This window comes from Silvania sp. (assembly GCF_051656365.1).
Lineage (GTDB): Bacteria > Pseudomonadota > Gammaproteobacteria > Enterobacterales > Enterobacteriaceae > Enterobacter > Enterobacter hatchlandensis.
The window spans coordinates 13,544-35,279 of record NZ_JBOGBT010000002.1 but is presented as its reverse complement, the minus strand read 5'-3'; the positions used below and the strand labels follow the sequence as shown (position 1 = coordinate 35,279).

At 57.2% G+C, this 21,736-nt stretch carries 15 protein-coding genes; 7 read left to right on the top strand and 8 right to left on the bottom strand.

The annotated features are described in order from the left end of the window. The 3 genes from rpsI to sspB all read left to right on the top strand — a co-directional run. A partial coding sequence (rpsI, locus tag ACRDD5_RS00250; protein WP_438675547.1) for a 30S ribosomal protein S9 occupies window positions 1-368 on the top strand: 368 nt, incomplete at its 5' end. Window positions 369-678: 310 nt separating this feature from the next. After that, the gene (gene sspA / locus ACRDD5_RS00245) at window positions 679-1,317 is read left to right on the top strand and encodes a stringent starvation protein SspA (RefSeq protein ID WP_271284336.1); all 639 of its coding nucleotides are present in this window, start codon (window positions 679-681) and stop codon (window positions 1,315-1,317) included. Window positions 1,318-1,322: 5 nt separating this feature from the next. Then, window positions 1,323-1,808: a ClpXP protease specificity-enhancing factor gene (gene sspB / locus ACRDD5_RS00240; protein ID WP_271284337.1), complete on the top strand. Its 486-nt coding sequence runs from the start codon at window positions 1,323-1,325 to the stop codon at window positions 1,806-1,808. A gap of 86 nt (window positions 1,809-1,894) precedes the next feature. On the opposite strand, the gene ACRDD5_RS00235 is transcribed toward sspB, so the two are convergent. Further along, window positions 1,895-3,313, bottom strand: coding sequence for a glutamate synthase small subunit (locus tag ACRDD5_RS00235; RefSeq protein ID WP_271284338.1), 1,419 nt, complete (start codon window positions 3,311-3,313; stop codon window positions 1,895-1,897). A 9-nt stretch (window positions 3,314-3,322) separates the two neighbouring features. After that, complete coding sequence (gene gltB, locus ACRDD5_RS00230; RefSeq protein ID WP_271284339.1) at window positions 3,323-7,783, bottom strand: glutamate synthase large subunit; 4,461 nt, start codon at window positions 7,781-7,783, stop codon at window positions 3,323-3,325. Window positions 7,784-8,466: 683 nt separating this feature from the next. Here gltB and ACRDD5_RS00225 point away from each other — a divergent pair. Continuing rightward, the gene (locus ACRDD5_RS00225; RefSeq protein WP_438675548.1) at window positions 8,467-9,411 is read left to right on the top strand and encodes a TIGR01212 family radical SAM protein; all 945 of its coding nucleotides are present in this window, start codon (window positions 8,467-8,469) and stop codon (window positions 9,409-9,411) included. Here ACRDD5_RS00225 and ACRDD5_RS00220 read toward each other — a convergent pair. Beyond that, window positions 9,388-10,890 carry a helicase HerA-like C-terminal domain-containing protein gene (locus tag ACRDD5_RS00220; protein ID WP_438675546.1) on the bottom strand — a complete coding sequence of 501 codons (1,503 nt, stop codon included), beginning with the start codon at window positions 10,888-10,890 and terminating at the stop codon, window positions 9,388-9,390. The genes ACRDD5_RS00225 and ACRDD5_RS00220 overlap by 24 nt on opposite strands. A gap of 137 nt (window positions 10,891-11,027) precedes the next feature. Here ACRDD5_RS00220 and ACRDD5_RS00215 point away from each other — a divergent pair, with 137 nt between their 5' ends. Then, window positions 11,028-12,665 (top strand): dihydroxyacetone kinase subunit DhaK, encoded by a 1,638-nt coding sequence (locus ACRDD5_RS00215; RefSeq protein ID WP_438675545.1) that lies wholly within the window; start codon window positions 11,028-11,030, stop codon window positions 12,663-12,665. A gap of 44 nt (window positions 12,666-12,709) precedes the next feature. Here ACRDD5_RS00215 and ahr read toward each other — a convergent pair whose 3' ends face one another. The 5 genes from ahr to pepA form a co-directional block, all read right to left on the bottom strand. Continuing rightward, window positions 12,710-13,729 carry an NADPH-dependent aldehyde reductase Ahr gene (gene ahr, locus ACRDD5_RS00210; RefSeq protein ID WP_271284342.1) on the bottom strand — a complete coding sequence of 340 codons (1,020 nt, stop codon included), beginning with the start codon at window positions 13,727-13,729 and terminating at the stop codon, window positions 12,710-12,712. 82 nt (window positions 13,730-13,811) lie between these two features. After that, entirely contained in the window at window positions 13,812-14,315 is a 504-nt protein-coding gene (locus ACRDD5_RS00205; RefSeq protein ID WP_271284343.1) for a GNAT family N-acetyltransferase, read from the bottom strand. Between the two features lie 11 nt (window positions 14,316-14,326). Beyond that, a complete protein-coding gene (locus ACRDD5_RS00200; protein ID WP_438675544.1) occupies window positions 14,327-17,182 on the bottom strand; it encodes a valine--tRNA ligase in 2,856 nt (951 codons plus the stop codon). Next, a complete protein-coding gene (gene holC / locus ACRDD5_RS00195; RefSeq protein WP_271284628.1) occupies window positions 17,182-17,625 on the bottom strand; it encodes a DNA polymerase III subunit chi in 444 nt (147 codons plus the stop codon). Before holC ends, ACRDD5_RS00200 begins: the two co-directional genes overlap by 1 nt. 67 nt (window positions 17,626-17,692) lie before the next feature. Beyond that, window positions 17,693-19,204, bottom strand: coding sequence for a leucyl aminopeptidase (gene pepA, locus ACRDD5_RS00190; protein WP_271284345.1), 1,512 nt, complete (start codon window positions 19,202-19,204; stop codon window positions 17,693-17,695). Between the two features lie 262 nt (window positions 19,205-19,466). Between pepA and lptF the strand changes: the two genes are divergently transcribed. Both lptF and lptG read left to right on the top strand, forming a co-directional pair. Beyond that, the gene (gene lptF / locus ACRDD5_RS00185) at window positions 19,467-20,567 is read left to right on the top strand and encodes an LPS export ABC transporter permease LptF (RefSeq protein ID WP_438675543.1); all 1,101 of its coding nucleotides are present in this window, start codon (window positions 19,467-19,469) and stop codon (window positions 20,565-20,567) included. Next, on the top strand, window positions 20,567-21,649 hold the full coding sequence (gene lptG / locus ACRDD5_RS00180) for an LPS export ABC transporter permease LptG (RefSeq protein ID WP_271284347.1): 1,083 nt from the start codon (window positions 20,567-20,569) through the stop codon (window positions 21,647-21,649). The genes lptF and lptG overlap by 1 nt, the downstream gene beginning before the upstream one ends. The last annotated feature ends 87 nt before the right edge of the window (window positions 21,650-21,736 follow it).

Below are 21,736 nucleotides of genomic sequence, written 5' to 3'. Positions count from 1 at the left end.
CTGGTCGCCGCAAAAGCTCCGCCGCTCGCGTGTTCATCAAACCGGGCAGTGGTAAAATCGTAATCAACCAACGTTCTCTGGAACAGTACTTCGGTCGTGAAACTGCCCGCATGGTAGTTCGTCAGCCGCTGGAACTGGTTGATATGGTTGAGAAATTCGATCTGTACATCACCGTTAAAGGTGGTGGTACTTCTGGTCAGGCTGGTGCGATCCGTCACGGTATCACCCGCGCTCTGATGGAGTACGACGAATCTCTGCGTTCTGAACTGCGTAAAGCGGGCTTCGTTACTCGTGATGCTCGTGAAGTTGAACGTAAGAAAGTCGGCCTGCGTAAAGCACGTCGTCGTCCACAGTTCTCCAAGCGTTAATTGGATTCTGCTTCGGCAGACAACAGTTAACGAAAAACCCGCTTCGGCGGGTTTTTTTATGGGTAACGCCCAGGTTATCCACATTCCGCACCCATTTCTGACCTCTTTTTCCGCATTTCCAGAATCCCCTCACCACAAAGTCCGCAAAATCTGGTAAACTATCATCCACTTTTCTGCCCAGATAACGGTGAATACTCGATTTTTGTTCAGGTTTTGAACAACGAGGAAGATTCCTGGGATGGGCGCCAAAACAACTGGCTAGCCACTATGGCTGGTAGCAGTAAAATTCTGAATATACCTGGAGGTTTTCATGGCTGTCGCTGCCAACAAACGTTCGGTAATGACGCTGTTTTCTGGTCCTACTGACATTTATAGCCATCAGGTTCGTATCGTGCTGGCCGAGAAGGGTGTCAGTTTTGAGATCGAGCATGTGGAAAAGGATAACCCGCCTCAGGATCTGATCGATCTCAACCCGAACCAGAGCGTACCAACGCTGGTGGATCGCGAGCTGACCCTGTGGGAATCCCGCATCATTATGGAATATCTGGATGAGCGTTTCCCTCATCCGCCGCTGATGCCGGTATATCCGGTTGCGCGTGGTGAAAGCCGCCTGTACATGCAGCGTATCGAGAAAGACTGGTACACGCTGATGAACGTCATTGTGAACGGGTCTTCTGCAGAAGCTGACGCAGCACGTAAACAGCTGCGTGAAGAGCTGCTGGCGATTGCGCCGGTGTTCGGTCAGCGTCCGTTCTTCCTGAGCGATGAGTTCAGCCTGGTCGACTGCTATCTGGCACCGCTGCTGTGGCGTTTACCGACGATGGGCGTTGAGTTCAGCGGCCCGGGTGCGAAAGAGCTGAAAGGCTATATGACGCGCGTATTTGAGCGCGACTCTTTCCTGGCTTCTCTGACTGAAGCCGAACGTGAAATGCGTCTCGGCCGGGGCTAATCATTGTGGAAATGTCACAGCTGTCTCCACGCCGTCCGTATCTGCTGCGCGCCTTCTATGAATGGCTGCTGGATAACCAGCTCACGCCGCACCTGGTTGTGGATGTGACGTTACCGGGCGTGCAGGTTCCGATGGAATATGCGCGTGACGGACAAATCGTTCTGAACATCGCCCCACGTGCGGTAGGTGCTCTGGAACTGGCAAACGACGAAGTGCGCTTTAATGCCCGCTTCGGCGGCGTGCCGCGTCAGGTTAACGTGCCGCTGGCCGCTGTGCTGGCGATCTACGCTCGTGAAAACGGCGCGGGTACCATGTTTGAGCCAGAAGCTGCGTATGATGAAGACGCCGTCAGCCTTAACGACGAGTCTGCGGTGAGTGAAAGTGAAACGGTGATGTCGATTATCGACGGTGATAAACCCGACCACGATACCGATCCGGATGACACGCCGCCTCCGCGCGGTGGGCGACCGGCATTACGCGTAGTAAAATAAAAACAGGGCCATCGGCCCTGTTTTTTTTTACCTAAATTATCCATACCGCAACGGCCCGATGAGAGGATCTCACCGGGCCGTTGTGTTTACACTTCGAGGAAGTTCATGATGCCTTCAGCCGCTTTACGGCCTTCGGCAATGGCGGTCACCACCAGGTCAGAACCGCGCACGATATCGCCACCGGCAAAGATCTTCGGGTTGCTGGTCTGGAACGCGTTGTCACTGCCTTCAGGCGCAATGATGCGGCCCTGAGAGTCCAGCTCGACGCTGTGCTTCGCCAGCCACTCCATGCTGTGCGGACGGAAGCCAAACGCCATGACGACGGCATCGGCTGGCACCACATGCTCGGAGCCTGCGACGATTTCGGCGCGACGACGGCCTTTGGCATCCGGTGCGCCCATTTCGGTACGCGCCATCTTCACGCCGCAGACTTTGCCGTTGGCATTCACTTCCACACCCAGCGGCTGGACGTTGAACTGGAACTCGACACCCTCTTCACGCGCGTTTTTCACTTCGCGTCGGGAGCCCGGCATATTCTCTTCGTCACGACGATAGGCGCAGATCACGTGGGTCGCATTCTGGCGCACGGATGTACGCACGCAGTCCATCGCGGTATCACCACCACCGAGCACCACCACGCGTTTGCCTTCCATGCTGACGTACGGCTCAGCGGCAGTTTCGCCGTAGCCCATCATCTGCTTGGTGTTGGCAATCAGGAACGGCAGTGCGTCGAATACGCCCGATGCATCTTCGTTTTCCAGCCCGCCGCGCATTGACTGATAGGTGCCAACGCCGAGGAACACGGAATCGTACTCTTTCAGCAGATCGTCGAGCTGCACGTCGCGGCCTACTTCGATGTTCAGCTGGAACTCAATGCCCATGTCGGTGAAGATTTCACGGCGGCGGGTCATAACCTCTTTTTCCAGCTTGAACGCCGGGATACCGAAGGTCAGCAGACCGCCAATTTCCGGGTGACGGTCAAACACCACCGCTTTGACGCCGTTACGGGTCAGCACGTCGGCACAGGCCAGACCGGCCGGACCTGCACCGATGATGGCCACGCGTTTGTCGGTCTGACGCACGCCGGTCATGTCCGGGCGCCAGCCCATCTCGAACGCTTTATCGTTGATGTAGCGTTCGATGTTGCCGATGGTGACCGCGCCGAATTCGTCGTTCAGGGTGCAGGAACCTTCGCACAGACGATCCTGCGGGCACACGCGGCCGCACACTTCCGGTAGGGTGTTGGTCTGGTGAGACAGCTCTGCTGCCTCAAAAATACGCCCTTCATTAGCCAGCTTCAGCCAGTTCGGGATGTAGTTATGGACCGGACATTTCCACTCGCAGTACGGGTTGCCGCAGGACAGGCAGCGGTCTGCCTGTGCTTTGGCCTGGCCTTCGGAAAACGGCTCGTAGATTTCAACAAATTCAATTTTACGGATCTTCAGCGGCTTCTTTGGCGGATCAACGCGCTGCAAGTCGATAAACTGGTATACGTTCTGGCTCATCTGAATTCCTTACTGCGCCTGCACACGCAGCTCTGCTGCGCTACGACTACGGTGACCCAACAGTGCTTTGACATCGCTGGACTTCGGTTTAACCAGCGCGAATTTCGAGGAGAACGCCGGCCAGTTAGCCAGGATCTCTTCGCCGCGCGAAGAACCGGTATGATGCACATGCTCGGTAATCAGGCCGCGCAGATGCTCTTCGTGGATTGCCAGGGTTTCAACATCCAGCACTTCCACCAGCTCCGGGTTCACGCGCTTGCGGAAGTCGCCACTCTCGTCCAGAACGTAGGCGAAGCCGCCCGTCATACCGGCGCCAAAGTTAACCCCGGTTTTGCCCAGCACGCAGACAATCCCACCGGTCATGTATTCACAGCCGTTGTCGCCGATACCTTCCACCACGGTGATTGCACCGGAGTTACGCACCGCGAAACGCTCACCCGCACGCCCTGCGGCGAACAGACGACCACCGGTGGCACCGTACAGACAGGTGTTGCCGATGATGCTGGCATCACAGCTGCGGAACGCCGAACCCACCGGAGGACGCACCGCCAGCAGACCACCCGCCATGCCTTTACCGACATAGTCGTTGGCATCGCCGGTCAGGTATAGCTCCACGCCGCCGGCGTTCCACACGCCAAAGCTCTGGCCTGCGGTGCCGCTGAAGTGGGCGGTAATGGGATCGGCTGCCAGACCCTGGTCACCGTGCGTCTGAGCAATGTAGCCCGAAAGCGTAGCGCCAACGGAACGGTCGGTGTTGCGGATATCAAACCAGAAGGTTTTGCTCTGCTTGTCATCGACATATGCTTTTGCCTGCTGCAACAGCTGGGCATTCAGCACGCCATTATCAAACGGCGGGTTGTTCTCGGTGCAGTAGACGGCTTTGCCTGGGTGCGGCTCGGCGGTTTCCAGCAGTCGGGACAGCTCCAGCTTCTGCTGCTTGGCAGTAAAGCCTTCCAGCTCTTTCAGCAGGTCGGTACGGCCAATCAGATCCACCAGACGCGTGACGCCCAGCTGCGCCATCAGCTCGCGGGTTTCGCGGGCGATGAAGTCAAAGTAGTTAGTCACTTTGAACGGCAGGCCGTGGTAGTGGTTTTTACGCAGTTTTTCGTCCTGGGTTGCAACACCCGTTGCGCAGTTGTTCAGGTGACAAATACGCAGGTATTTACAGCCCAGGGCCACCATCGGGCCGGTGCCGAAGCCAAAGCTTTCAGCGCCCAGAATTGCCGCTTTGATGATGTCGAGACCGGTTTTCAGACCGCCATCCACCTGCAGACGGATTTTGTGACGCAGACCGTTGGCCACCAGTGCCTGCTGGGTTTCCACCAGGCCCAGTTCCCACGGACAGCCCGCGTATTTCACCGACGAGAGCGGGCTTGCACCGGTACCACCGTCGTAACCAGCGATGGTGATCAGGTCCGCATAGGCTTTTGCCACCCCGGTGGCAATGGTGCCAACGCCCGGTTCAGACACCAGCTTCACGGAGATCATTGCTTTCGGGTTGACCTGTTTCAGGTCGAAAATCAGCTGCGCCAGATCCTCGATAGAGTAAATATCGTGGTGAGGCGGCGGGGAGATCAGCGTCACGCCCGGTACCGAGTAGCGCAGTTTGGCGATGTACGGGGTCACTTTATCACCCGGCAACTGACCGCCTTCGCCCGGTTTTGCACCCTGCGCGACTTTAATCTGAATCACGTCAGCGTTAACCAGATACGCAGGCGTCACACCGAAGCGACCGGAAGCGACCTGCTTGATGCGCGACACTTTATTGGTGCCATAACGGGCCGGATCTTCGCCGCCTTCGCCGGAGTTCGAATTGCCGCCGATGCTGTTCATCGCTTCAGCCAGCGCTTCGTGGGCCTCCGGGCTCAGGGCGCCGATAGACATCGCGGCGGTATCAAAGCGTTTGAACAGCTCGCTGGCCGGTTCCACATCGTGGATATTGACCGTCTCGCCGTCCGGGTTCACCGCCAACAAATCGCGCAGCGTGGCTGCAGGACGTTCGTTAACCAGCTTCGCATACTGCTGATAATCACTGTATTCGCCGCTCTGCACGGCCTGCTGCAGAGTTTGCACCACGTCCGGGTTGTAGGCGTGGTATTCGCCACCGTGGACATACTTTAACTGCCCGCCCTGATCCAGTGGCTTGCGTGCCAGCCAGGCGCGTTTGGAGAGGTTCAGCAGATCCTGCTGGAAATCGCTAAAGCCTGCGCCGCCGATACGGCTGATCACGCCCTGGAAGCACAGGTCGGCGACATCGTCATGCAGACCGACGGCTTCGAACAGCTTCGAGCAGCGATAAGAGGCGATGGTTGAGATGCCCATTTTGGACATGATCTTGTACAGGCCTTTGTTGATGCCGTTACGGTAGTTCAGCATCACCGCGCGGTACTCTTTTTCGATCGCGCGGCCGTCGACCAGTTTTGCCAGCGTTTCGTAGGCCAGGTACGGATAGATGGCCGTTGCACCGAAGCCCAGCAACACGGCGAAGTGGTGCGGGTCGCGGGCGCTGGCGGTTTCAACAATGATGTTGGCGTCGCAGCGCAGGCTCTTATCCACCAGACGGGTCTGGATCGCACCGACCGCCATTGGTGCCGGAACCGGCAGGCGGTTCTTCGCGATATTACGATCGGACAGCACCAGCAGAACCGTGCCATCACGCACCATCTGCTCGGCTTTATCACACAGGGCTTTTACCGTGTCTTCGAGGTTCGCTTCGGTCACGTCGAACGTAATGTCGAGCGTGTCGGCGCGGTAGTGCTCCTCAGTCATGGTGGTAAGCTGTTTGAAATCGGAGTACAGCAGGATCGGTGACTTAAAGCTCAGGCGGTGCGCCTGACCTTCGGCTTCACAGAAGACGTTCATCTCACGACCGATACTGGTGGCGAGCGACATCACGTGCGCTTCACGCAGTGGATCGATTGGCGGGTTAGTCACCTGCGCAAACTGCTGACGGAAGTAGTCGTAAATGATACGCGGCTGGCTGGAAAGCACGGCAAACGGGGTATCGTCACCCATTGAGCCGACGGCTTCCTGGCCGTTTTCACCCAGCACGCGGATCACTGAATCCAGCTCTTCCGCACTGTAGTTAAACTGTTTCTGGTAGCTGGCAAGGGTGTCGTCATCCAGTTCGCGGCAGCCCACGTCCTGATCCGGCAGATCTTCGAACGGCACCAGACGGCGGACGTTTTTCTCCATCCACTCTTTGTACGGATGGCGGATCTTCAGATCGTAATCGGTTTCCGCAGAGTGCAGGATGCGACCGACACGGGTGTCGATCACCATCAGTTCGCCTGGTCCAACGCGGCCTTTCTCGACCACTTCGTCAGGCTGGTAATCCCAGATCCCCACTTCGGAGGCGCAGGTGATCAGCTTGTCTTTGGTGATAACGTAGCGCGCCGGGCGCAGGCCGTTACGGTCAAGGTTACAGGCAGCAAAGCGACCGTCAGACATAACGATACCGGCCGGGCCATCCCACGGCTCCATGTGCATGGAGTTAAAGTCGAAGAATGCACGCAGATCCGGATCCATATCCGGGTTGTTCTGCCAGGCTGGCGGAACAAGCAAGCGCATCGCGCGAACGATATCCATCCCGCCGGCCAACAGCAGTTCCAGCATGTTATCCATTGAGCTGGAGTCGGAGCCGGTTTCGTTAACGAACGGTGCGGCATCGTGCAGATCCGGGATCAGCGGGGTCTGGAACTTATAGGTACGGGCGCGTGCCCACTGACGGTTGCCGGTGATGGTGTTGATCTCGCCGTTGTGCGCCAGGTAGCGGAACGGCTGGGCCAGCGGCCAGCGTGGTACGGTGTTGGTGGAGAAGCGCTGGTGGAAAAGGCAAATGGCCGATTCCAGACGCAGGTCCGCCAGGTCCAGGTAGAAGCGCGGCAGGTCAGCCGGCATACACAGACCTTTATAGATGTTCACCAGGTTCGAGAGGCTACAAACGTAGAACTCTTTATCGTCCTGCAGGCGTTTTTCAATGCGGCGGCGGGCGATGAACAGACGACGTTCCATATCGCGCGGACGCCAGCCCGCCGGTGCGTTAACAAAGATTTGCTCGATACGAGGCAGCGAGGAGAGGGCGATTTCACCGAGGACCCCTTCGTTGGTAGGCACATCGCGCCAGCCGACAATAGACAGGGTTTCGCGTTGAAGTTCTTCTTCGACGATGCGGCGTGAGGCGGCAGCTTTTTCAGGATCCTGATTCAGGAACAGCATGCCGACAGCGTAGTTTTTGGCTAAACGCCAGCCGCGCTCTTCCGCTACGATGCGAAAGAAACGATCCGGTTTTTGCAGCAGTAGACCGCAACCGTCGCCGGTTTTGCCGTCGGCGAGGATCGCACCTCGGTGCTGCATACGGGCCAGTGCGTGTATAGCGGTACGCACTACCTTGTGGCTAGGTTCGCCTTCTATGTGGGCGATCAGGCCGAAACCACAGTTATCCTTCTCAAGGGATTTATCGTACAACATATCAGTGAACCTCCCCAGGCTCTGCGGGACTTTCCTCTGGACCGTGGCGCACAGGCACAGCAAGAGTGCGGCGACGGGGTTTGCGTGTCATACGCGTACCTCGCATTCGCCCTCTTAATATCCTTTTCGCACAGGTCAAACAAGTTTGAGGACTTGCTTCAGAGGGAATCTCAATTACTGCATAAATATGATGAGCAGGCTGCTCATCCAGAAAGCTTCCAGCGGATTTCCAACTTATCGGGAATCGGTACATAGGTCAAATGGCAAACTTATTTATACAGAAATGTGCTAAAGGGGGGTTAGTTAATTGATATTGCTGGGTATTTACCTTAATTCACATCCCTGTAACCTTACTGTAGCCGCTGGGGTAGTGTGATCTGACTCACTATATGAAAGCGGTATTATCGCTGTAGCGTGCTGAATGGCGCAATTTATGCGGAGTTTTATTCTGCCATGAGTCGTAAACCCGCATGATGTCACTGTTTTGAAGCTCAGGCGCTATAAATGAAAAAAACCTGCTGAACATAAGGAAAAGTAATTAAAAGAGGGGTGAATGAAATTGCAGTTATCTTGGGTAATTATGCAAAAGATAAAAGCGCACCATGACGATTGATCCAGGTCATCGCCGATGGAAGCTAAAAATGGCAGGCTTGTCCCCTTTCAACGGGGCGGTCTATCAGATTATGCAGTTACAGAAATTAGTCAACATGTTTGGTGGGGATCTTTCGCGCCGCTATGGGCAAAAGGTCCATAAGCTATCGCTCCACGGGGGGTTTAGCTGCCCGAATCGCGACGGCACCATCGGGCGCGGCGGCTGCACGTTCTGTAACGTGGCCTCCTTTGCTGATGAGGCGCAGCAGCATCAATCTATTGCCGACCAGCTCGCCCATCAGGCAACGTTGGTGAATCGCGCGAAGCAGTATCTGGCCTATTTTCAGGCGTATACCAGCACCTGGGCCGAAGTGCAGGTACTTCGTTCTATGTATCAGCAGGCAGTAAGCCAGGCGAACATTGTTGGGCTGTGCGTCGGTACGCGTCCGGACTGCGTGCCGGAGGCGGTGCTCGATCTGCTCAGCGACTACAAAGAGCAAGGGTATGAGATCTGGCTGGAGCTGGGGTTACAGACCGCGCACGATAAAACCCTGCATCGCATTAATCGCGGTCACGATTTTGCCTGCTATCAGCGCACCACCCGGCTGGCGCGCGAGCGCGGGCTGAAAGTGTGCACCCATCTGATTGTCGGCCTGCCGGGAGAACACCAGCAGCACGCGCTGGACACCCTGCATAAAGTCATCGAGACCGGCGTTGACGGCATTAAGCTCCACCCGCTGCACATTGTGACGGGCAGTATCATGGCCAAAGCCTGGGAAGCAGGTCGCCTGAGCGGGATCGAACTGGACGAGTACGTGCTGACGGCGGGCGAAATGATCCGCCACACGCCGCCGGAGGTGGTCTATCACCGGATCTCTGCCAGCGCTCGCCGGCCAACACTGCTGGCACCGCTGTGGTGTGAGAACCGCTGGACGGGAATGGTAGAACTCGACCGCTATCTGAATGAGCAGGGCGTTCAGGGCTCAGCGCTCGGTACCCCGTGGATCCCCGCGTTATCGTCGCCGTCCGCCCAGTAAACTGCCCAGCATGCCGCGCACGATCTGATTAGTCACCTGACGCGCCGCGCTTTTCGCCATGGTTTGCACCACGCCATCGCGCTTGCCGCCGCGCGGACCGGTGCTGCCAAACAGAATGTCTTTTAAGCCACCCAGGATCCCCTCATCGGCGTCGGCAGGCTGGCCTTTAGCGGCGGGGGCCTCCTGTTGATCCGGGCTGGACTGAACGCCTTTTTGCAGCATTTCGAATGCAGACTCGCGGTCCACCTGATCCTCGTACTTACCGTAGACCGGGGAGTGGTTGATAAGCCCATTACGCTCATCCTCACTGACCGGCCCCATTCGCGAGCAGGGGGCGATGACCATCGCGCGGGCCACCATCGACGGGCTGCCTTTGGCGTCGAGAAACGAAATCAGCGCTTCACCGGTTCCCAGCGCCTGGATGGCCGCTTCGGTATCGAAGGCTGGATTGGCGCGCATGGTTTGTGCTGCGGCTTTGACGGCCTTCTGATCTTTTGGCGTAAAGGCGCGCAGGGCATGTTGAACGCGATTCCCCAGCTGGCCCAGCACGTTGTCAGGAATATCGCCGGGATTCTGCGAAACAAACCAGACCCCAACCCCTTTGGAGCGGATCAGGCGGATCACCTGTTCTATCTTGTCGAGCAGCACCTGCGGCGCATCGCTGAACAGCAGGTGGGCTTCGTCGAAGAAGAAGACCAGCTTCGGTTTATCCAGATCGCCCGTTTCCGGCAGCTGCTCGAAGAGCTCAGAGAGCATCCACAGCAGGCTGGCCGCGTACAGCTTCGGCATCTGGTACAGCTTCTCGGCGCTCAGGATGTTGATGATGCCCTTGCCGTTACTGTCGGTGCGCATCCAGTCTTTGATATCCAGCATCGGTTCACCAAAGAAATGCTCCGCGCCCTGCTGCTCCAGAGTGAGTAACCCGCGTTGAATCGCCCCAGTGGATGCCGGGCTGATGTTGCCGTACTGCGTCTGGAAGGCTTTCGCGTTATCGCCGATGTACTGCGTAATGGCGCGCAGGTCTTTCAAGTCGAGCAGCAGCAGCCCCTGCTCGTCGGCAATGCGGAAGATAATATTCAGTACACCCGACTGCACGTCGTTCAGATTGAGCAGACGCGCCAGCAGCAGTGGCCCCAGATCGGAGACGGTGGCGCGCACCGGGTGGCCTTTCTCGCCGAAGATATCCCACACCACCACCGGATTGCTTTGCGGCTGCCAGTCGGTGATGCCGATGTTTTTTAGCCGCTCAAGCAGCTTCTCCGATCCGACGCCTTCCTGCGCGATCCCGCTGAGATCGCCTTTCACGTCGGCCATAAACACCGGCACGCCAATATCCGAAAAGGATTCGGCCAGCTTTTGCAGCGTCACGGTTTTGCCCGTACCGGTGGCGCCGGTAATCAGGCCGTGACGGTTCGCCATTGCGGGCAGTAAAAACAGCTCGTTGTCCAGCGTGCGGGCAATCAGCAGGGGTGTACTCATGATGCGCTTCCTCGTTGAGTCCTGCGTCGAGTATAGGCAACCTGACGGTAAAATGAGTGAGGTAATTCTGCAGTTTTCGGCGCAATATCCAGTGCGGACTATGCTTTTGCATACGGCTAACAATAATTTGAGGAACTATGTCCAGATTCTTTTTTAACGACCGTAAACAACTGGTTAATGACGCCATTGAAGGTATGCTGATCTCGGCCCCACACGGCAATCTCGTCAAACTGGAGAGCGATCCGGCGATTCGGGTAGTGGTGCGTGCCGACTGGGATAAAAGCCGCGTGGCGGTGATCTCCGGCGGCGGATCGGGTCATGAACCGGCCCATGCCGGGTTTGTCGGCAAAGGGATGCTCACTGCCGCGGTCTGTGGCGATCTGTTTGCGTCGCCGAGCGTGGAAGCAGTGTTGAACGCCATCGTTGCGGTTACCGGCGATCGCGGCTGCCTGCTGATCGTGAAAAACTACACCGGAGATCGTCTCAACTTTGGCCTCGCGGCGGAAAAAGCCAAACGCTACGGACTCAAAGTGGAGATGGTGATTGTGGCGGATGATATCGCCCTGCCGGATAACAAGCAGCCGCGCGGCATTGCCGGAACGGCGCTGGTGCATAAGATTGCCGGACATGCGGCGGAACAGGGCAAGTCGCTAAGCGACGTGCGTGATATTGCCCGCAAGGTCTGCGACAACCTCTGGAGTCTGGGCGTGGCGATGCAAACCTGCAATCTGCCGGGCAGCGACGAGGAAGAGGGACGTATTAAACAGGGCCACGTTGAGCTGGGGCTGGGCATTCACGGCGAACCTGGGGCATCGGTGGTGGCGTCGCAAAACAGCAAAGCGATTATCGACACGCTGGTCACTCCGCTGGCCGAACAGGCTGGTGCGGGGCGCTTTGCGGTGCTGATTAACAATCTTGGCGGCGTGTCGGCGCTGGAGATGGCGCTGCTGACCAAAGAGCTGGCGCATTCGGCGCTGAAAGAGAACATTGCGTATCTGATTGGCCCTGCGCCGCTGGTGAGTGCTCTGGACATGAAGGGCTTTTCACTCTCACTGCTGAAGCTTAATGAAGGGTTTGAGCGGGCGCTTAACGCACCGGTGGAGACTCTGGGCTGGCAGAAGCCGGTGGCGTTTTCCCCGCTGCGTACGCTGGCGCACTCCGCGCTTCAGGATCGCGTTGAGTTTACCCCTTCGGCAAATGCGCAGGTGGCGCAGTACGTCGCAACGGTGACGCAGACCCTGATCGGTCTGGAAAACCGCCTGAACGCCCTGGATGCCAAAGTGGGCGATGGCGATACTGGATCGACCTTTGCGCAAGGCGCTCGGGATATTGCGCAGTGGCTGGAAGAGGATCGTCTGCCGCTGAACGATCTGCCTTCGCTGTTGCTGCTGGTGGGCGAACGACTGGCAACGGTAATGGGGGGATCGAGCGGTGTGCTGATGTCGATCTTCTTCACGGCGGCGGGCCAGGCGCTGGATGAGGGTAAACCGCTGCCGGATGCGCTGCTAAACGGCCTCCAGCAGATGAAGCACTACGGCGGGGCGGATCTTGGCGATCGGACCTTGATCGATGCCCTGCAGCCCGCGCTGGAAGCGTTGCAGAAAGGGAATATTCAGGCTGCGGCAGAGGCCGCGAAAAAAGGTTCAGAAGCCACGGCCAGCATGCAAAAAGCCGGAGCAGGGCGCTCATCGTATGTGAATAAAGAGAATCTGGCGGGAGTGACCGATCCGGGCGCAGTGGCGGTAGCAGAGGTGTTTACTGCACTTGGACGGTAGGTGGAAAACGCCCGGTAAGCGTAGCGTCACCGGGCAATCACGGCTTAAAAGTCCGCTTTCAATACCACGCGATAACGGGCTTTACCGTCGCGCACATGCTGGATCGCTTCGTTGATTTTCGACATCGGATACAGCTCGGTGGTTGGCGCGACTTTGGTGCGGCCGGCAAACTTCATCAGCTTACGCAGCTCATAAGGCGTGCCGGTCGCAGAACCCGACACGCTACGATCGCCGCCAATCAGCGTGAACGCAGGCACCGGCAGCGGCTTCATGACGGCACCCACGGTATGGAAGTTGCCGCCGTAGGCCAGCGCTTCAAAGTATGGCTGCCAGTCGAGATCGACGTTTACGGTGTTGATGATCAGATCAAACTGACCGGCCAGCGCTTTCAACAGCGCCGGATCGCGGCTGTTGACCACCTTATCGGCACCCATCGCCAGCACTTCTTTCTCTTTTGCCGGGTTCGAGCTAAAGGCCGTGACTTCGCAGCCCATCGCGTGCAGCAGCTTGATCGCAATGTGGCCCAGACCACCAATACCAATAACGCCTACGCGGCTGGTGGCGGTGACGTGATGCATTAAGAGCGGTTTGAAGACGGTGATCCCGCCGCACAGCAGCGGACCTGCGGATTCAATATCAATGCTGTCTGGCAACGGGATCACCCACTGCCAGTCGGCGCGCAGCTTGTCGGCAAAACCGCCGTGGTTGAGAATGGTCGGCGTGGCGCCTTCGAGACAGTTAATCTGGTTGCCGCTGATACAGGCATCGCAGTGCCCGCAGCTGCGAGCGGTCCAGCCAATGCCCACGCGCTGGCCAATTTTCAGCCCTTTTTCCTGCGCGGCGGTGCCGAGCGCGACCACGCGGCCAATGACCTCGTGACCGGCAATCAGTGGATAGCTTGAGAAGCCCCATTCGTTATCGATCATCGACAGGTCGGAGTGGCAGATGCCGCAGTAATCGACCTGAACTTCGACATCTTCTGCTTTCAGCTCGCCCGCATCGTATTCGTACAGTTCAAGTTCTGCACCCGCCTGCGGTGCGGCGTAGCTTTTTATTGTCGACATCATTTTTCCCCATGTTGGTGTTGAACTGAGAGTGTAGAGCATTCAGTTTACAGCCGCTTAACAGAAGGGGGCGGGAAAGGCGTTACAGCGTTTTCAGCATCCGCACTTCACAATCCACATGTCCGGTACAGCCCAAAGGCTGGTCGATATGCTCAAAGCCGAGGTGCTCGTACAGTCTGATGGCTTCGGTGAGGAAGGCGGTGGTTTCAAGATAACAGCGCGTAAAACCCTGTGCGCGGGCATGATCCAGCGCCAGTAGGGCCAGTTTTTTGGCTAAGCCTTGTCCACGCACGACGGGCAGAAAATACATTTTTTGCAGTTCACAGATGTCCGGCTCGCTGCAGGAGAGCGGCGCAACGCCGCCGCCGCCCACAACTAACCCATCCTGCTCGACAACCCAATAGGCATGGCCGGGCTGGCTGTACAGGGCGTACAGCTCGTCGAGATTGGGATCCGCGACGGTATAGCCTTTATCGGCCGTCAGGCCGAATTCAGCGGATACCCGGCGGATAACGCCGGCAATAGCCGGGTTATCCGTGGCGGTGATACGGCGCAGTTGCGCCGTTACAGGGGCATTTACATGCATTGCTTCACTCATCACAGCGCGCTAATGGTGGCCTGCTGCTCGATCAGTTTCGCTTTTGCATCCGCGAAACCCACCATCCTTTCACGCTCTTTGGCGATAACCGCTTCCGGGGCGCGTGCAACAAAGGCTTCATTAGACAGTTTGCTCTCGATCTTGCCGATTTCAATGTCGACTTTCGCCACTTCTTTCGCCAGACGCGCCAGCTCAGCCTCTTTGTCCACCAGGCCTGCCATCGGGATCAGCAGCTCGGCGCCGTCGATGATTTTGGTCACGGAAACTGGACCTTTATCATCCGCAGGCAGCACGGTGATGCTCTCCAGACGCGCCATGGTCTGCAGGAAGGTGCTGTTTTCGGTGACGCGACGCGCGGCGGCATCACTGCATCCACGCAGCAGAAGCGCCAGCGGTTTACCCGGGGAGATGTTCATCTCAGCACGGACATTACGCACGGCCACGATCGCCTGCTTCAGCCATTCGGTATCGGCAGCAGCGGCTTCATCAACCTGAGCGGCATCGAATTCTGGATACGGCTGCAGCATGATGGTGTCGGCATTGATGCCGGCAATCACTTTCACGCGCTGCCAGATGGTTTCGGTGATAAATGGAATGATCGGGTGGCCCAGGCGCAGCAGACCTTCCAGCACGGTGATCAGCGTGTTGCGTGTGCCGCGCAGCTCAGACTCAGAACCGCCGTTCATTACCGGCTTGGTCAGCTCCAGATACCAGTCGCAGAACTGGTTCCAGGTGAATTCGTACAGGATGCCTGCTGCAATATCGAAGCGATAGCTATCCAGTGCCTCGCGGAACGCTTTAGTGGTCTGGTTGAATTCAGCCAGGATCCAGCGGTCTGCCAGCGACAGGGTCATTTCGCCGCCGTTAAAGCCGCAATCCTGTCCTTCGGTGTTCATCAGCACAAAGCGGCTGGCGTTCCACAGCTTGTTACAGAAGTTGCGGTAACCTTCCAGACGTTTCATGTCCCAGTTGATGTCGCGACCGGTCGAGGCCAGCGCCGCCAGGGTGAAACGCAGGGCGTCAGTACCGTGTGGCTCGATGCCGTCCGGGAACTGCTTCGCGGTGCGTTTGGCGATTTTTTCTGCCAGCTGCGGCTGCATCATGTTACCGGTACGTTTCTCCAGTAGGTCTTCCAGGGAGATACCGTCCACCATATCCAGCGGGTCGATAACGTTGCCCTTGGATTTGGACATCTTCTGGCCTTCGTCGTCGCGGATAAGACCCGTCATGTAGATGGTCTTGAACGGGATCTGCGGCTTGCCGTCTTCATCTTTGATGAAGTGCATGGTCATCATGATCATGCGGGCGATCCAGAAGAAGATGATGTCGAAGCCGGAAACCATCACGCTGGTTGGGTGGAACTGACGCAGCGCGTCGGTGTTCTCTGGCCAGCCGAGGGTGGAGAAGGTCCACAGCGCGGAAGAGAACCAGGTGTCGAGCACGTCGTCGTCCTGACGCAGGGCCACGTCGGCACCGAGGTTGTTTTCCTGACGCACTTCGTCTTCGGTGCGGCCAACAAACACATTCCCTTCATTGTCATACCAGGCCGGGATACGGTGACCCCACCACAGCTGACGGGAGATGCACCAGTCCTGAATATCGCGCATCCAGGAGAAGTACATGTTTTCGTACTGCTTCGGCACGAACTGGATGTCGCCGTTTTCAACTGCTTCCACCGCCGGTTTCGCCAGCACGTCGGCACGGACGTACCACTGGTCGGTCAGCATCGGTTCAATGACCACGCCGCCACGGTCGCCGTAAGGGACGGTCAGGTCGTGCGGTTTAACCTCTTCGAGCAGGCCTAGCGCGTCAACCGCGGCAACCACGGCTTTACGCGCGGCAAAGCGTTCCAGCTTCTGGAACTCGGCCGGAATGTCGCTTGCGTAAACGTCAGACTCTTCGCCTTTGGTGTCGTACACTTCGGCGCTTTCACGGATATCACCGTCAAAGGTCAGAATGTTGATCATCGGCAGGGCGTGACGACGGCCCACTTCATAGTCGTTAAAGTCGTGCGCTGGGGTGATTTTGACGCAGCCGGTGCCTTTTTCCATGTCGGCGTGTTCATCGCCCACAACGGGAATACGACGGTTAACCAGCGGCAGGACCACGAATTTACCGATCAGATCTTTGTAGCGTGGATCTTCCGGGTTAACGGCGATGCCGGTATCGCCCAGCAGGGTTTCCGGACGCGTCGTTGCCACGACCAGATAATCTTTGCCGTCTGCGGTAGTCGCACCATCGGCCAGTGGATAGCGGATGTGCCACATCGAGCCTTTCGACTCGCGGTTTTCCACTTCCAGGTCAGAGATGGCGGTGCGCAGTTTTGGATCCCAGTTTACCAGGCGCTTGCCGCGGTAAATCAGATCTTCTTTGTACAGACGGACGAACACTTCTTTCACCGCATTGGACAGGCCTTCGTCCATGGTGAAGCGCTCGCGCTCCCAGTCCACGGAGTTGCCGAGACGGCGCATCTGGCGGGTAATGGTGCCGCCAGATTCGGCTTTCCACTGCCAGATTTTGTCGATAAAGGCGTCGCGACCGTAGTCGTGGCGGGTTTTACCTTCTTCAGCGGCAATCTTACGTTCGACCACCATTTGGGTAGCAATACCCGCATGGTCGGTACCCGCCTGCCACAGGGTATTTTTGCCCTGCATGCGCTGGTAACGGATCATGGTATCCATGATGGTCTGCTGGAAGGCATGACCCATATGCAAACTGCCGGTGACGTTCGGCGGCGGGATCATGATGCAGAAGGACTCTTTGCTTTCATCGCCGTTAGGCTTGAAATAGCCCTGCTGTTCCCAGTGCTCGTATAGCGGCTGTTCGATATCGCGTGGGTTATATGTCTTTTCCATTATTTCCAGGTTGCCGTATTCAGGTTAAAACCAGCCAGTCGGTACGCTTTGTAGCGTTCGCGCGCCAGTTGTTTCAAAGAATCTTCGTGAGGGACAAAGTCTACCACTTCTGTGAAAGCGGTGGCAAAATCTGCAAAGCCGATCCGCAGGCTGATCAGGATATCCCGCGGGCTGCTGTTGCGTTTTTGCGGCCAGGCGATCTCAACCGGCGCGCCACCGCGCGGGCCTTCCCCCGCCAGGTTGTGCGGAACAAAACTTTCCGGTGGTCGTGCCCACAGGGCTTCATCCAGACGGATGGCCTGCTGTTCATCTTCGCAGGCAATAAGCACGCGTTTACCACCGCGCCAACGTTCTGCGGCAATCTCACACACCAGCTGTTCGACAGCGCTAAGGCCATCCTGCTGCGCGTCATTGTCCAGAAGATAGAACGTTGCGTTTTTCATCATATGGGGCTTCTTGTGGTGACTTTAAATATGAAGCCGGGTGGCGGATGCCACCCGGGATTCGGGTTTACTCTTCGCCGTTAAACCCGGCGCGGTTGAGCAGGAACTGCGACAGCAGGGCAACCGGACGACCGGTGGCGCCTTTGGCTTTACCGGAGCGCCATGCGGTTCCGGCGATGTCCAGGTGGGCCCAGTTGTACTTGCGGGTGAAGCGCGCCAGGAAGCAGCCTGCGGTGATGGCACCGCCAGGACGACCACCAATGTTGCCCATATCCGCGAAGTTGGACTCCAGTTGCTCCTGATACTCATCGCTCATTGGCAGACGCCATGCGCGATCGCCCGCCTGTTCAGAGGCACTGATAAGTTCATGCGCCAGCGGGTTGTGGTTCGACATCAGGCCGGTGATGTGATGGCCCAGCGCAATCACGCAGGCACCGGTCAGGGTGGCCACGTCGATAACCGCTTCTGGCTCGAAGCGTTCAACATAGGTCAGCACATCGCACAGCACCAGACGGCCTTCAGCGTCAGTGTTCAGCACTTCAACGGTCTGCCCGGACATGGTGGTCAGCACGTCGCCTGGACGATACGCGCGGCCGCCCGGCATGTTTTCACAGCCCGCCAGCACGCCAATAACGTTAATCGGCAGCTGAAGCTCTGCTACCATGCGCATCACGCCGTAAACCGCTGCGGCCCCGCACATGTCGTACTTCATCTCATCCATGCCTTCGGCAGGTTTGATGGAGATACCGCCGGAGTCGAAGGTCAGGCCTTTACCGACCAGCACAATCGGGCGCACGTCCTCAGACGGACTGCCTTTGTACTCAATGACCGACATCAGGGATTCGTTTTGCGAACCATTGCCGACGGCCAGGTAGGAGTGCATCCCCAGCTCTTTCATCTGCTGTTCGCCAATCACGCGGGTGACGACGTTTTTGCTGTAGGAGTCAGCCAGCTGACGCGCCTGCGACGCCAGGTAACCGGCATTACAGATGTTTGGCGGCATATTGCCCAGGTCTTTCGCCGCTTTAATACCGGCGGCAATGGCCAGACCGTGCTGAATCGCGCGTTCACCGCTGGTCAGTTCCCGGCGGGTTGGGACGTTAAACACCATTTTACGCAGCGGTCGACGCGGCTCGCTTTTGGTGGTTTTCAACTGGTCGAAGCTGTACAGGGTCTCTTTGGCCGTCTCAACGGCCTGGCGCACTTTCCAGTAGGTGTTACGCCCTTTTACGTGGAGCTCGGTCAGGAAGCATACTGCTTCCATTGAGCCAGTATCATTCAGCGTATTGATTGTTTTCTGAATCACCTGTTTGTACTGGCGCTCATCCAGCTCACGCTCCTTGCCACAGCCAATCAGCAGAATGCGTTCAGACAGCACGTTCGGAACATGATGCAGCAACAGCGTCTGTCCCGGCTTGCCTTCCAGCTCGCCACGGCGCAGCAGGGCGCTAATATAGCCGTCACTAATTTTATCGAGTTGTTCGGCGATTGGAGAGAGTCTGCGGGGTTCAAATACGCCCACAACGATGCAGGCACTCCGCTGTTTCTCCGGGCTACCGCTTTTTACACTGAACTCCATGAACTACGCTCCTGAATCTTAAAGACAACGGCGGCGGCTACGGATAGAATTGCAACCTTTCGTAACGCATATCCGCTGTTGCGGTGACTTCGTGTTAATCTTAATTACGGTTTCGACACGTCATTACAACTCGTGAGGCGCGAATCCGCCGGGTGTTCTAATCTTAGCGATGATTTCGACGACTCAAGAGAATAAATGACGTTTAAGCCATGAAACAAGCGATTTTCCTGCAAAGAGATGGGTTTTTACGGGCGTATTTAATTTGATAATCATAAGATATCTGGTTCGGGAGACGCTCAAAAGCCAGCTGGCGATACTCTTTATTCTGTTACTGATTTTTTTCTGTCAGAAACTGGTAAGGATCCTCGGTGCGGCGGTCGATGGTGAGATCCCTACAAATCTGGTGCTTTCCCTGCTTGGGTTAGGCGTGCCTGAAATGGCGCAGCTTATCCTGCCGCTCAGTCTTTTCCTCGGCCTGCTGATGACGCTCGGTAAACTCTATACCGAAAGTGAAATTACCGTCATGCACGCCTGCGGCCTGAGCAAAGCGGTGCTGGTGAAAGCGGCGATGGTACTGGCGCTGTTTACCGGCATTGTTGCCGCCGTGAACGTCATGTGGGCTGGTCCCGTCTCTTCCCGTCATCAGGATGAAGTGCTGGCGGAAGCAAAAGCCAACCCTGGTATGGCTGCCCTCGCGCAGGGTCAGTTCCAGCAGGCGTCAGACGGTAGTTCGGTGCTGTTTATTGAAAGCGTTGACGGCAGCCGCTTTAACGAAGTATTCCTCGCTCAAATCCGCACGAAAGGTAATGCCCGTCCGTCGGTCGTGGTGGCCGATTCTGGTCAGCTCTCGCAGGGGAAAGACGGTTCGCAAATCGTCACGCTGAACAAAGGCACCCGCTTCGAAGGCACTGCCCTGCTGCGAGATTTCCGTATTACTGACTTCCAGAATTATCAGGCGATTATTGGTCATCAGGCGGTGGCGCTGGATCCGAGCGATACCGAGCAAATGGACATGCGCACCCTGATTAACACTGACAACAATCGTGCCCGCGCCGAGCTGCACTGGCGTATCACGCTGGTGTTTACCGTCTTTATGATGGCGCTGATGGTGGTTCCGCTGAGCGTAGTGAACCCGCGCCAGGGCCGCGTGCTCTCGATGCTGCCCGCCATGCTGCTGTATCTGGTGTTCTTCCTGCTACAAACATCAATCAAGTCGAACGGCGGCAAAGGGAAAATTGACCCGGTGGTCTGGACCTGGGTCGTTAACGGACTCTATCTGCTATTGGCGGTGGCCCTCAATCTGTGGGATACCGTGCCGATGCGCCGTGTAAGAGCCCGGATTATGCGTAAAGGAGCGGTGTAATGCAGGCGTTTGGCGTTCTTGACCGCTATATCGGTAAAACTATTTTTACCACCATCATGATGACGTTGTTCATGCTGGTGTCACTCTCCGGGATCATTAAGTTTGTTGACCAGCTGAAAAAGGCCGGTCAGGGGAGCTATGACGCGCTCGGCGCGGGGATGTATACCCTGCTGAGTATCCCGAAAGACGTGCAGATCTTCTTCCCGATGGCGGCGCTGCTGGGTGCGCTATTGGGGCTCGGAATGCTGGCGCAGCGCAGCGAGCTGGTGGTGATGCAGGCCTCTGGCTTTACCCGCATGCAGGTGGCGATGGCGGTGATGAAAACCGCTATCCCGCTGGTGCTGCTGACTATGGCGATGGGCGAGTGGGTCGCGCCGCAGGGCGAGCAGATGGCGCGTAACTACCGCGCACAGCAGATGTACGGTGGCTCGCTGCTCTCCACGCAGCAGGGGCTGTGGGCAAAAGACGGTAAGAACTTTGTCTATATCGAACGCGTGAAGGGCGATAACTCGCTCGGCGGCGTGAGCATCTACAGCTTTAACGATCAGCGTCGATTGCAGGCGGTGCGCTATGCGGCCTCGGCAACCTTTGATGTCGAAAATAAGGTCTGGCGTCTGTCACAGGTGGATGAGTCTAACCTGCAGGATCCAAAGCAAATCACCGGATCACAAACCGTCTCCGGCACCTGGAAAACCAACCTGACCCCGGACAAACTCGGCGTGGTCGCGCTGGATCCCGATGCGCTGTCCATTAGCGGTCTGCACAACTACGTCAAATACCTGAAGTCGAGTGGCCAGGATGCCGGACGTTATCAGCTCAATATGTGGAGCAAGATTTTCCAGCCGCTCTCCGTAGCAGTGATGATGCTGATGGCCCTGTCGTTTATCTTCGGCCCGCTGCGAAGCGTGGCGATGGGGGTGCGCGTGGTAACGGGCATCAGCTTCGGCTTTGTCTTCTACGTGCTTGACCAAATCTTCGGTCCGCTGACGCTGGTTTACGGCATTCCTCCGATGATTGGCGCTCTGTTGCCAAGCGCCTCCTTCCTGCTGCTCAGCCTGTGGCTGATGCTGAAGCGCTCCTGATCGTCATTGGCCTCACTTCCTTTCCGGGAGTGGGGCGCATCTCCTGTTTGACACCTCACTTTTTCGCACAACCTTCAACGCCTTGCC

Coding starts and splice junctions, on each gene's coding strand:
- sspA (WP_271284336.1), top strand. CDS start 679: ATGGCTGTCGCTGCCAACAAACGTTCGGTAATGACGCTGTTTTCTGGT.
- ACRDD5_RS00235 (WP_271284338.1), bottom strand. CDS start 3,313: ATGAGCCAGAACGTATACCAGTTTATCGACTTGCAGCGCGTTGATCCG.
- gltB (WP_271284339.1), bottom strand. CDS start 7,783: ATGTTGTACGATAAATCCCTTGAGAAGGATAACTGTGGTTTCGGCCTG.
- ACRDD5_RS00225 (WP_438675548.1), top strand. CDS start 8,467: ATGCAGTTACAGAAATTAGTCAACATGTTTGGTGGGGATCTTTCGCGC.
- ACRDD5_RS00220 (WP_438675546.1), bottom strand. CDS start 10,890: ATGAGTACACCCCTGCTGATTGCCCGCACGCTGGACAACGAGCTGTTT.
- ACRDD5_RS00215 (WP_438675545.1), top strand. CDS start 11,028: ATGTCCAGATTCTTTTTTAACGACCGTAAACAACTGGTTAATGACGCC.
- ahr (WP_271284342.1), bottom strand. CDS start 13,729: ATGTCGACAATAAAAAGCTACGCCGCACCGCAGGCGGGTGCAGAACTT.
- ACRDD5_RS00205 (WP_271284343.1), bottom strand. CDS start 14,315: ATGCATGTAAATGCCCCTGTAACGGCGCAACTGCGCCGTATCACCGCC.
- ACRDD5_RS00200 (WP_438675544.1), bottom strand. CDS start 17,182: ATGGAAAAGACATATAACCCACGCGATATCGAACAGCCGCTATACGAG.
- holC (WP_271284628.1), bottom strand. CDS start 17,625: ATGAAAAACGCAACGTTCTATCTTCTGGACAATGACGCGCAGCAGGAT.
- pepA (WP_271284345.1), bottom strand. CDS start 19,204: ATGGAGTTCAGTGTAAAAAGCGGTAGCCCGGAGAAACAGCGGAGTGCC.
- lptG (WP_271284347.1), top strand. CDS start 20,567: ATGCAGGCGTTTGGCGTTCTTGACCGCTATATCGGTAAAACTATTTTT.